The sequence below is a fragment of the Paraliobacillus sediminis genome (genome assembly GCF_003426055.1).
The window spans coordinates 545,699-557,721 of the sequence record NZ_QJSI01000002.1 but is presented as its reverse complement, the minus strand read 5'-3'; the positions used below and the strand labels follow the sequence as shown (position 1 = coordinate 557,721).

The 12,023-nt window shown below is 35.3% G+C and carries 12 protein-coding genes; all 12 read left to right on the top strand.

Annotation, left to right across the window (positions count from 1 at the left end):
* The first annotated feature begins 2 nt into the window (after positions 1 to 2).
* The 12 genes from ymfI to D2K60_RS08840 all read left to right on the top strand — a co-directional run bounded on the left by ymfI (position 3) and on the right by D2K60_RS08840 (position 11,959).
* Positions 3 to 722: an elongation factor P 5-aminopentanone reductase gene (gene ymfI / locus D2K60_RS08895; RefSeq protein WP_117169652.1), complete on the top strand. Its 720-nt coding sequence runs from the start codon at positions 3 to 5 to the stop codon at positions 720 to 722.
* Positions 723 to 792: 70 nt separating this feature from the next.
* On the top strand, positions 793 to 1,053 hold the full coding sequence (locus D2K60_RS08890; protein WP_117169651.1) for a DUF3243 domain-containing protein: 261 nt from the start codon (positions 793 to 795) through the stop codon (positions 1,051 to 1,053).
* A 250-nt stretch (positions 1,054 to 1,303) separates the two neighbouring features.
* The gene (locus D2K60_RS08885) at positions 1,304 to 2,194 is read left to right on the top strand and encodes a helix-turn-helix domain-containing protein (RefSeq protein WP_117169650.1); all 891 of its coding nucleotides are present in this window, start codon (positions 1,304 to 1,306) and stop codon (positions 2,192 to 2,194) included.
* Between the two features lie 80 nt (positions 2,195 to 2,274).
* The gene (gene pgsA / locus D2K60_RS08880; protein WP_117169649.1) at positions 2,275 to 2,853 is read left to right on the top strand and encodes a CDP-diacylglycerol--glycerol-3-phosphate 3-phosphatidyltransferase; all 579 of its coding nucleotides are present in this window, start codon (positions 2,275 to 2,277) and stop codon (positions 2,851 to 2,853) included.
* 2 nt (positions 2,854 to 2,855) lie between these two features.
* A complete protein-coding gene (locus D2K60_RS08875; RefSeq protein ID WP_117169648.1) occupies positions 2,856 to 4,103 on the top strand; it encodes a competence/damage-inducible protein A in 1,248 nt (415 codons plus the stop codon).
* Between the two features lie 212 nt (positions 4,104 to 4,315).
* Positions 4,316 to 5,398 carry a recombinase RecA gene (recA, locus tag D2K60_RS08870; RefSeq protein WP_117169647.1) on the top strand — a complete coding sequence of 361 codons (1,083 nt, stop codon included), beginning with the start codon at positions 4,316 to 4,318 and terminating at the stop codon, positions 5,396 to 5,398.
* Positions 5,399 to 5,722: 324 nt separating this feature from the next.
* Positions 5,723 to 7,285 carry a ribonuclease Y gene (gene rny / locus D2K60_RS08865; protein WP_205418616.1) on the top strand — a complete coding sequence of 521 codons (1,563 nt, stop codon included), beginning with the start codon at positions 5,723 to 5,725 and terminating at the stop codon, positions 7,283 to 7,285.
* A 430-nt stretch (positions 7,286 to 7,715) separates the two neighbouring features.
* Positions 7,716 to 8,513, top strand: coding sequence for a TIGR00282 family metallophosphoesterase (locus D2K60_RS08860; RefSeq protein ID WP_117169645.1), 798 nt, complete (start codon positions 7,716 to 7,718; stop codon positions 8,511 to 8,513).
* Between the two features lie 104 nt (positions 8,514 to 8,617).
* On the top strand, positions 8,618 to 8,878 hold the full coding sequence (locus D2K60_RS08855) for a stage V sporulation protein S (protein WP_112180913.1): 261 nt from the start codon (positions 8,618 to 8,620) through the stop codon (positions 8,876 to 8,878).
* An 84-nt stretch (positions 8,879 to 8,962) separates the two neighbouring features.
* On the top strand, positions 8,963 to 9,889 hold the full coding sequence (locus D2K60_RS08850) for a dipeptidase (protein WP_117169644.1): 927 nt from the start codon (positions 8,963 to 8,965) through the stop codon (positions 9,887 to 9,889).
* A gap of 119 nt (positions 9,890 to 10,008) precedes the next feature.
* Positions 10,009 to 11,580, top strand: coding sequence for a tRNA (N6-isopentenyl adenosine(37)-C2)-methylthiotransferase MiaB (gene miaB, locus D2K60_RS08845; RefSeq protein WP_117169643.1), 1,572 nt, complete (start codon positions 10,009 to 10,011; stop codon positions 11,578 to 11,580).
* A gap of 1 nt (position 11,581) precedes the next feature.
* The gene (locus tag D2K60_RS08840; RefSeq protein WP_117169642.1) at positions 11,582 to 11,959 is read left to right on the top strand and encodes a YlbF/YmcA family competence regulator; all 378 of its coding nucleotides are present in this window, start codon (positions 11,582 to 11,584) and stop codon (positions 11,957 to 11,959) included.
* Positions 11,960 to 12,023: the final 64 nt, after the last annotated feature.

Genomic DNA, 12,023 nt, shown 5'->3' with positions numbered 1-12,023 from the left:
AAATGAAAAAGCATTGCCTTATTCTAGGAGCGAGCGGATCAATTGGATCAGCAATTGCGATACGTTTAGTTAAAGAAGGGTACACATTATCCTTGCATTTTAATCAAGATCACCAGTCAATCAGAAAAATGGTTCAAGCGTTTCCGGATGAAGTGGTATTAGAGGTAATTCAAGCTGACTTAAGTAATCAAGAGGGAATTGAGACGTTTCTTGAAAAATTAACAATATCTCCAACACATATTGCTTTTGCCAGTGGCCAAGCGCATTATGGATTATTACAAGATACGCCAACTGATATGATGGATAGCTTATACCATGTTCATGTGAAAGCCATGTGGATGATTACACAAGCATGTTTACCTTCGATGATTGAACAGCGAAATGGTAACATTATTGTCATTTCTTCCATATGGGCAGAGATGGGTGCGAGTTTTGAAGTTATTTATTCATCTGTTAAGGGTGCACAAAATAGTTTTGTTAAAGCAGTAGCACAGGAAATTGCAGGGACTACGATTCGAATTAATGCAGTTAGTCCTGGTTTTATTGATACAAAAATGAACCAACAACTTACAGAAGTTGAGAAACAAGCGGTCATTGACAATATTCCAGCAAATAGAGCAGGAAAACCTGAAGAGGTAGCAGAGCTTGTTTGTTTTTTATTTGACGATCAAAAGTCTTCTTATATTAATGGAGAAAATATAAAAATATCTGGTGGTTGGTAAAAAGCGATGTATATTTTTTATTCCAAATTCAAAAGCTACGTGTGTAAGCAAAAAGAAGGAGGAATAGAATATGTCAGTTCTAGATAATTTTGAATCGTGGAAAGATTTTCTAGGTGATCGTTTACACCAAGCAGAGGGGCAAGGAATAAGTCAGAATGCCATTTCAGATCTGGCTTATGATATAGGTGATTATTTAACAAATCATGTCGAGCCTAAAAATGATCAAGAAGCTATTATTAAAGAACTTTGGAATGCAGCAGATCAAAAAGAACAACATGCTATTGCCAATACTATGGTTAAGCTTGTGCAAAGTGAAGGTACAGATCGTTAATGTAACATGGAAGATATGGAAGTCCTTGCTTATTATTAGCAGGGCTTTTTTATTGAAAATGCATTGATATCATTTTCCTCTAGCATTATTGAAATTATAGATTTTTTGTTTAACTTATAAAAATCCCCTTTTATAAATCTTGAAAATCATTTATCATAGGATAGTGTATAGTATATGTAGGATGTAGATATAAAGAAATTAAATATACAAGAGATATTTAGTGATAATACAGATGGATGGTGTTTTATAAATGGAAATTGGATTGATGTTAAAAGAAGCAAGAGAAGCAAAAGGTTTATCGTTAGATGACTTACAAAAGAAGACCAAGATTCAACCTCGCTACTTAAAAGCAATAGAAAAAGGTGACTTTTCTGTCATGCCGGGTAACTTTTACATTCGTGCGTTTATTAAGGAGTATGCTGTGGCTGTTGATTTAAATCCTAATGAAGTATTAGCTGCTTACAAACATGAGCTGCCTTCTGCTGAAGAGGATACAGTTGAATACACCGGAATCCAGCGTAGTCGAAAAAACACACCATCAACCAAAACACCGGCTGTCTTTTCACTATTGCCAACGGTCATTACTGTATTATTAATTATTGGTGTGGCTTTTGTAATCTGGTTATTCACTTCAGATTATTTTTCACAAGATGATGCGCCAACTACAGAGAATGAAATAAGTGAGCAAAATGGTGGAGATGAAGTACAACTACCTGTGGATACAGAAGATGAGGCACCAGCAGAGGAAAATACAGAAGATGAAGAAAATGCGAATGAAGCGGAAGATGAAGAAGAAACTGTAGAAGAAACAACATTAGAATTGGATGAGTATGCTAATAACGAATCTACTTATACTCTGACAAATCCAGGGGAAAGTGTAGAATTAGTATTTGAAACGGATACAGCGAATTGGTTGGAAGTTGAAAATGATTCAGGTGATACCCTTTATACAGATACTTTCCAAGCAACTGAATCACCAATGGAACTAGATTTGACTGGAGCAGAACAAATCTATTTGCGTTTTGGTTTACCAACAGAATTATCTATTACAGTAAATGGTGTCGCATTAGAATTGTCAGAAGAAATTGGTCCAACTCAAATACAAAGAGTTTGGATTAATGTGGAACAGGATACAGAATAAGTAGAAACAAACCCTTTTCATCAAACGGTGGGAGGGGTTTATAATTGTGTTAGATATAAACAGGGAGGATTAACTTTATCATGAACATTCCAAATCGTATTACATTGTCACGTATTTTTTTAATTCCGGTATTTATTATTTTATTAACAGTGCCTTTTGAGTGGGGAAGTTGGGCAATTGGAGAACAAACTTTACCAGTTGTTGATTTTGTTGCAGCAATGCTATTCATTATTGCCTCAGCCACTGATTGGGTGGACGGTTACTACGCAAGAAAACATAATCTTATTACAAACTTAGGGAAATTTTTAGATCCGATGGCAGACAAACTATTAGTAACTGCCGCGTTTATTTTATTAATAGAAATGGAATTGGTTCCGGCTTGGATTATTATAATTATTATAAGTCGTGAATTTGCTGTGACTGGACTACGTCTTGTAGCAGCTGGAGAAGGAATTGTTTTAGCTGCAGGTAAAATGGGTAAATGGAAAACGGTATTTCAATTAGCGGCAATCTCTGTTTTGTTACTACATAACTTTCCATTCTCTTATATTGGTTTCCCATTTGGTACTATTTTGCTTTATGTAGCTTTAGCATTAACTGTTGTATCAGGTGTTGATTATTTTATTAAAAATTGGCATGTAATGAAAGGATCGAAATAATAATGCAAACGTACAATGCAGAAGTTATCGGGGTAGGTACAGAATTACTATTAGGCCAAATTTCAAATACGAACGGTCAATGGATTTCTAGCCAACTAGCAGACAAGGGGATTAGTGTTTTTTATCATCAAGTAGTCGGTGATAATTTAGAACGTGTTAAAACGTCTTTTTCAACCGCTGCTGATCGATCTGATCTTGTTTTTGTTACCGGTGGACTCGGACCTACTGATGATGATTTAACGCGGGAAGCTTTTCAGTCGCTAACAGGAAAAAAACTTGAAGAAAATGATCAGATTATCGAAAAAAATTCTAGTTATTTTAAAAGAACAAATAGACAAATGTCACTTAATAATCGTAAACAGGCGCTAATGTTTACAGATGCAATTATTATACCTAATCAAGAAGGAACTGCACCTGGAATGATTGTTACGTATAGAAAAGCACAGTTTATATTTATGCCTGGTGTACCAAGAGAAATGATGGCAATGATGACAGGTTTCGTTTTACCTTATTTAAAAAAGAATTTGGATTTAAAAACAATTATTAAATCTAGAATGCTGAAATTCATCGGTATTAGTGAGTCACAATTAGAAACTGATCTGAAGGCAATAATAGATCAACAAGACAATCCAACAATTGCACCATTAGCGACAGATGGTGAGGTCGCTCTTCGTATTACAGCTAAAGCTGATACGGAAGCAAATGCTAATCGAATGATTGAAAAAACAGAAGCTGAAATAAAACATATAGTTGGTCACTACTTTTATGGTTATGATGATACAACAATTAATCATACTGTTTTACGTCTACTATTAGAAAAGAATTTAACGATAGCAGCAGCGGAAAGTTTAACAGGTGGTCGATTTGCTGATGCTCTTGTTTCTATACCAGGAGCAGGTGACGTGTTTAAAGGAAGCATTGTTAGTTATGCTTCGTCATCTAAAGCAGATGTATTAGGCATATCTGAGCAAGTAATTGAAAAAGAGGGCGTCGTAAGCGAGGCTTGCTCTTATGAGATGGCAATACGTGTGCGTGAAAAATTTGATGCGTCAATTGGTATCAGCTTTACAGGAGTGGCTGGACCAGATCCAGCAGAAGGTAAAGAAGTAGGAACTGTGTTCATTAGTATTATGGAGGAAGGTAAAAAGGTCCTGACGAAATCGTACTATTTTCCTGGAGAAAGAAATACTATTCGAAATAGGTCAGTAAAAAAAGGACTGGAATTACTATATAATTGGTTAATCGGTTAATATCATTTCTTAGGTTATAATTTTTTGAAAGTACGGTATTTTTTGATTTTGTCTATGATAAATAGATATAAAGTTAAAAAATGAATTGAATAAATGATAAAATTGGAAATAAAAAAGTTCTTATTTTTTGGGAACATTTATTCGCTTTTTGCTTGTTAAATCTCATAAAACAAGTTATGATAGATATAGTTAAAAGACGAGGGGGAAATAATGTGAGCGATCGTAAACAAGCCTTAGATATGGCGTTAAAACAAATAGAAAAGCAATTTGGTAAAGGTTCCGTTATGAAATTAGGAGAACGTCCGGAACAAAGAGTTGCTACAGTTTCAAGTGGCTCTTTAGCTTTGGATGTGGCATTAGGTGTTGGTGGATACCCAAGAGGAAGAGTTATTGAGATTTATGGACCAGAGTCTTCAGGTAAGACGACTGTTTCTTTACACGCAATAGCTGAAGCGCAAAGAGAAGGTGGAACAGCAGCTTTTATTGACGCTGAGCACGCGTTAGATCCCATATATGCAAAAAATTTAGGTGTTAACATAGATGAACTTCTTTTATCACAACCGGATACTGGTGAGCAAGCATTAGAAATTGCTGAAGCTTTAGTTCGCAGTGGCGCTGTTGATATGGTGGTTATTGATTCTGTTGCAGCACTCGTACCAAAAGCTGAAATTGAGGGTGAAATGGGTGATTCACATATTGGTTTGCAAGCTCGTTTAATGTCTCAAGCATTACGTAAATTATCTGGTGCGATTAATAAATCAAGAACAACAGCTATTTTCATTAACCAAATTCGTGAAAAGGTTGGCGTTATGTTTGGTAGTCCTGAAGTAACCCCAGGTGGTCGTGCTTTGAAGTTCTATGCATCGATTCGTTTAGATGTACGTCGTGCTGAAACATTAAAACAAGGTAATGATATGGTCGGAAATAGAACAAGAATAAAAGTAGTCAAAAACAAGGTAGCTCCTCCTTTTAAACAAGCAGAAGTAGATATTATGTATGGAGAAGGTATCTCAAGAGAAGGCGAAATGCTTGATATGGCTTCGGACGTAGACATCGTGTTAAAGAGTGGTGCATGGTATTCATATAATGAAGAACGTCTTGGACAAGGGCGAGAGAATGCGAAACTATTTCTTAAAGAAAATCGCGCTCTAGCAGATGAAATATATCAAAAGGCAAGAGATCATTATGGGTTAGGGGTAAAAGTAGAAGAAGTGGTAGCTCCTGTTAAAGAGGAAAAAAGTAAGAAAGATGAAAAAGTTAAAAAAGAGGTAAATAAAGAAGAAAATAAAGTTTAATTCTTTGTTTCCTTTTTATAAAGCTGTTGGTGAGACATGTTAGACATGTTTTATCAACAGTTTTTTGTAAACTTAGTTTGTTTAAAAAGTGGATTTTTATACCAAATAGATGTTGACTTTAACGATAATGTAATAAATTGTCGTTAGAATAAGACGTTTCCTTGACAATACATATATGCAAGATTAGAATTAAATTGTATAATTTTATTTGTAAACATTTATACATTTTGATTAATTATGCATTCATAATGGTAAAACTGTACATGCCGACCTGAAATTGTTTTGTACAAATTTATAGCAAGAGGAGGTGAAACCATGGATTTCATGGATATATTACTTGTAGTCATCTCCAGTTTGCTTACCCTTATCGTCGGTATTGTTGTTGGTTATCTTGTTCGTAAATCTATTGCAGAAAAGAAGATTTCTAGTGCAGAAGAATTAGCGAAACAGATTGTTGAGGAAGGACATCGTAACGCAGAAGTAGCCAAAAAAGAGGCACTTTTAGAAGCGAAGGATGAAAACCATAAAATTCGTCAACAAGCGGATCAAGATCTTCGTGAAAGAAGAGCTGATTTACAAAAACAAGAGAATCGTCTTATGCAAAAAGAAGAGAATTTGAACAGAAAAGATGAAACGCTTGATAAGCGTGAACTCATGTTAGAGAGAAAAGAAAGTTCGCTAGCAGAAAAACAACAACAAATTGAAGTAACGGAAAGCAAAGTGGGAGCTATGTTAAGCGAGCAACAAACAGAGCTAGAAAGAATTTCTGGTTACACAACTGATCATGCGAGACAAGTTATTCTAGAACGTGTTGAAAAAGAACTCAGTCATGAATCAGCGGTCATGATCAAAGAATCTGAGAATCGTGTCAAAGAGGAATCAGATAAGAAGGCAAAAGAGATATTATCTCTTGCTATGCAACGTTGTGCGGCAGATCATGTAGCTGAAACGACTGTGTCTGTTGTTAATCTTCCAAATGATGAAATGAAAGGTCGAATAATTGGACGTGAGGGACGTAATATTCGTACACTTGAAACATTAACTGGTATTGATTTAATTATAGATGACACACCTGAAGCAGTTATTTTGTCTGGTTTTGATCCAATCAGAAGAGAGACAGCAAGAATTGCTTTAGAAAAACTAGTACAGGATGGACGTATTCATCCAGCACGCATTGAAGAAATGGTTGATAAATCTAGACGCGAAGTAGATGAATATATTCGCGAAGTTGGTGAACAGTCTACGTTTGAAGTTGGCGTACATGGTCTACACCCTGATTTAGTCAAGATTATTGGTAGATTGAAATATCGTACAAGTTATGGTCAGAATGTATTGAAACACTCTATGGAAGTGGCACACCTATCTGGTCTGCTTGCTGCTGAACTTGGAGAAGATGTAACACTCGCAAAACGCGCTGGTCTTCTTCATGATATTGGAAAAGCAATTGACCATGAAGTGGAAGGAAGCCACGTGGAAATAGGGAAAGAATTAGCGATGAAATATAAAGAAAATGAAGTTGTTATTAATTCAATTGCTTCCCACCATGGTGATGAAGAAGCAACATCTGTTATTTCAGTACTTGTGGCTGCAGCAGATTCATTGTCTGCCGCTAGACCTGGTGCACGTAGCGAAACGTTAGAAAATTATATTAAACGTTTAGAAAAACTTGAAGAGATTTCAGAATCCTATGCTGGAGTAGAAAAATCATTTGCTATCCAAGCAGGACGTGAAGTGCGAATCATGGTGAAACCTGATGAAATTGATGATTTAGAATCATTGCGTATTGCGAGAGAGATTCGCAAACGAATTGAGAATGAACTCAATTATCCAGGACATATCAAAGTAACAGTAATTAGAGAAACAAGAGCAGTAGAATATGCAAAATAAAGCGGCCATTGGTCGCTTTATTTTTTTAGCTACACGCTTTTGATAAAATTTGATACTTTTTAAACTTTAGTATCGAGGAAAATAACGACATAGTTAGACGTTATTTTCCGATCCTCAAATGAAATTGATACGCTAATTTTTGTCTATAAATATATTACGTGATATCGTAGACTGAATTGAAAAAAACAGCAACTTGGTGAGTAACAGACACTTTCTAATTAATCGGTCTCGTTAATGTTGTTCAACATTTTAAAATAGTTGCTCTAATTAATGAAGGAAGCGAAAGCCTTTACTGACGTAGTGGGATCAAGCAGGTTACGTCGTAATTTATAGAAAAATGAATTTGATTCTAGTATTTCGATGTTTTGACTTTTTATTATGGATATGTGACACTAAATGTAATTTAAGAGCGAGGAAGGTTCAACTTATAATGAAAATATTATTTATTGGTGATGTAGTAGGTTCACCTGGAAGAAATCAATTACAACATTATCTACCAAAATTAAAACAAAAATATCAACCGCAACTAACGATTGTAAACGGCGAAAATGCTGCAGCAGGAAAAGGAATAACCGAAAAAATATATAAGCAATTCCTAGAGTGGGGCGCTCAAATTATTACAATGGGCAATCACACATGGAATAAGAAAGAAATATTTGAATTCATAGACAGTGCAAAGTATATGATTCGACCTGCTAACTTTCCAGAGGGTACTCCTGGACAAGGCATGCAATATATTAATTGGAATGGAATTAAGATTGCTGTCATTAATTTACAAGGTAGAACATTTTTAGACCCAATTGATGACCCATTTCGAAAAGCAGATGAACTGGTTGATGAAGCAAGAAAACAGACAAATATTATTTTTGTTGATTTCCATGCAGAAGCAACAAGTGAAAAACAAGCTATGGCATGGTATTTAGATGGACGTGTCAGTGCTGTCGTAGGAACGCATACACATACCCAGACAGCCGATGAACGTATTTTAGATAGTGGAACCGCCTATATCACTGATGTTGGCATGACGGGTCCATATAACGGAATTTTAGGTACAGACCGTGAAGCTGTAATGAAACGTTTTTTAACGAGTTTACCTGTGCGATTTGAAGTAACAGAAGAAGGAAAAGATCAACTTAATGGTGTCATCATTGATATTGATGACAAAACAGGAAAAGCAAAGAATATTAAACGAATTTTAATTAATGATGATCATCCCTTCTTTTCATAATAGTTGATTTTTTGGAAATACAGTTCATAATAAAAGTAATAACTATCATCTTCAAGAATATAGTAAAAGTGGAACTACTATAGTCAATGAAGGAGGTAGCAGGAATGGACGTATTAAAAGTTTCAGCAAAATCAAATCCTAATTCAGTAGCAGGAGCACTTGCGAATGTTCTAAGAGAACGTGGCACAGCAGAACTTCAGGCAATTGGCGCCGGCGCAATAAATCAAGGCGTTAAAGCGGTAGCGATCGCAAGAGGGTTCGTTGCACCCAGTGGTGTTGATCTAATTTGTATTCCGGCTTTTACCGATATTATGATTGATAATGAGGAACGAACAGCGATTAAACTGATCGTCGAACCTAGGTAAGAAAAAGACAACCTGTTTGCAATTCCACGCAAACAGGATTTTTTTTAAAATCGTTAATTTTCAAAAGGAAAAGAGTGAAGCGTTATGATTATTGATGCGCATTGTGATGTGTTGTTAAAACTATGGGAAGAAGACATATCATTTGAGACGAGTACTAAATTACAAGTAAATGAAAGAAAATGGAGAAATAGCCCGGTTAAAGTGCAAAGTTTTGCTATTTTTGTCCCACCTGAAGTACCAGAAGAAATGCAATTTCAAGTTGCATTAGAAATGGTTACTATTTTCTTTGAAGAAATTATTCAACCATACGATGATATAAAATTCATCTCAAATAAAAAAGATTTACAAACATTAAAAGTGAATGAACGCGGTGCGATCTTGACGCTTGAAGGCTGTCAGGTAATCGGACGTGATATAAATAAATTAAAAACCTTAATCCGATTAGGAGTTCGAGCGGTTGGTTTAACATGGAATGAAGCAAATGCTGTTAGCGATGGCATTGGTGAAAAACGAGGAGCGGGTTTAAGTAGTTTTGGTGAAGAGGTAATTGATTTGTTGAACAAAGAACAAATTTGGACAGACGTCTCCCACATTTCCAATCAAGGTTTTTTTGACGTTTTAAAGCGTGCTGATTATGTGATGGCTTCCCATTCCAACGCTTCTAGACTGTGTGATCATCGGAGAAATCTGGATGACAAGCAAATTCAACTACTAATAAAGAAAAAAGGTTGGATCGGCGTCACTTTTGTTCCGCATTTCACACGTGCTACAGAACCTGTTAGTTATGAAAATGTGATCGAACATATTTTATATTATTTAGATCATGGGGCACAAGACTGTTTGGGGTTTGGCTCTGATTTTGATGGAATTGAAACCTATATCAAAGGCTTAGAGGATATTACGGGTTATCAAGTATTACAGAATGCTTTGAGATCACGTTTACCTGCTGATCAATTTGATAAATTGACGTATCAAAACTTCATCAATAAATTCCCAAGAACAAGTGAATAGCTGAAAAAGTTTTGTTTTTAGTTAGAATCCTTGCTATAATAGTACAATTGGATTTATTATATAGAGCGACTTGCACTAGGTATTTTACTAGTCAACTATGAAAGGAGTTTTACATTGAAATGAATGAACAACAACGAAAAGAAACGAATCAAATTAAACAAGTAGATCCAACAGACGAAAACCTGGATTCTAATTTAGATAGACTGAAAAATATCGACTCTGATGAATTAATTAGTAAGTATTTTCAAGCGACTTATGAACCACCTAATTTAAAGCAAGCTAAGAAAAGAAGACGTGAAGACGTTCAAATACATTATGATTATTCTATTTCTCATGAAATGAAAAATATTGGGCAAGGAAAGAAATTTTTGATTCGTACGTATGGCTGTCAAATGAATGAACACGATACGGAAGTTATGGCCGGCTTATTAACTGACATGGGTTATGAATCAACAGATAATACGAATGATGCAGATATTATTTTACTTAATACATGTGCGATTCGTGAAAATGCTGAAAACAAAGTATTTGGTGAAATCGGACATTTAAAACCACTTAAATTAGAAAAGCCTGATTTAATTGTTGGTGTATGTGGCTGCATGTCACAAGAAGAATCAGTAGTAAACAAAATACTTAAGGTACATCCATTTATTGATATGATTTTTGGTACACATAATATTCATCGCTTACCAGAGTTATTAAAAGAGGCCATATTTAGTAAAGAAATGGTCTTAGAAGTTTGGTCAAAAGAAGGCGACATCATTGAGAACTTACCTAAAGTACGTAAGGGTAAAATCAAAGGTTGGGTAAATATCATGTATGGCTGTGATAAGTTCTGTACATATTGTATCGTTCCATACACGCGTGGAAAAGAACGAAGTCGTATGCCAAAAGATATCATCCATGAAGTACGTCAACTAGCGGCACAAGGTTATAAAGAAATTACGTTGCTTGGTCAAAATGTCAATGCCTACGGTAAAGATTTAGATATTGCGTATGGTCTAGGTGAACTAATGGCTGAGATTAGTAAAATTGATATCCCACGTGTACGTTTTACAACGTCACACCCGCGTGATTTTGATGACCGTTTAATTGAAGTACTTGCACAAGGTGGCAACCTTTTAGATCATATTCACTTACCAGTGCAGTCAGGTAGCTCAGAAGTACTACGTGTAATGGCGCGTCGTTATACACGAGAAAGCTATTTAGAACTAGTTGGTAAAATTCGTAAAGCAATGCCAAACTCGACACTTACAACAGATATTATTGTCGGTTTCCCTAATGAAACGGCTGAGCAATTTGAAGAAACGATGACACTCGTACGTGAAGTTGGTTTTGATGGTGCTTATACATTCATCTATTCTCCAAGAGAAGGTACACCAGCTGCAAAATGGGAAGATAATATTCCAATGGAAGTGAAGAAAGAACGTCTGCAGCGTTTAAACGCATTGATTAATGAACAAGCGAAAAATGCGATGCTGAAATACGTTGGTGAAACGGTTAAGGTCTTAGTTGAAGGTGAAAGTAAAAAGAATCCAGATGTTTTATCTGGATATACAGAAAGAAATAAACTTGTTAATTTTAAAGCACCAAAATCGACAATTGGTAAAATTGTTGATGTGAAAATTATCGAAGCTAGAACATGGTCGCTTAATGGTGAATTAGCCGAGCAACCAGCTGAGGTATATTGATATGGCACATTCTAAAGAAGATGTCCTATCAAAAGCAGATGAGCTTGCTTCTCAAATTGCAAATATTGAAGAAGTAGAACGTTTTAAACAAGTAGAAGAACGATTAAATAATAACAAAAAAATAAAAAAGCTAATTAATCAAATGAAAGCTCTACAAAAACAAGCTGTAAACTTTCAAGCATACGGTAAGACTGAGGCACTAAAAAAAGTAGAAAAAGAAATTGACCTCATTCAAGAAGAAATTGATGCGATTCCAATTGTTCAGGAATTTAAAGAATCGCAAGTAATGATTAATGATATTTTGCAAGTAGTAACAGCGACAATCACAGATGAGGTTACAGAAGAGATGAAAGACGCTTCTTCTTTTAAGCAAGACTAACTCAAATAGAAATGGCTAACAGATCGTTTATCGATTTGTTAGCCATTTTTTTCGATTTATGGTG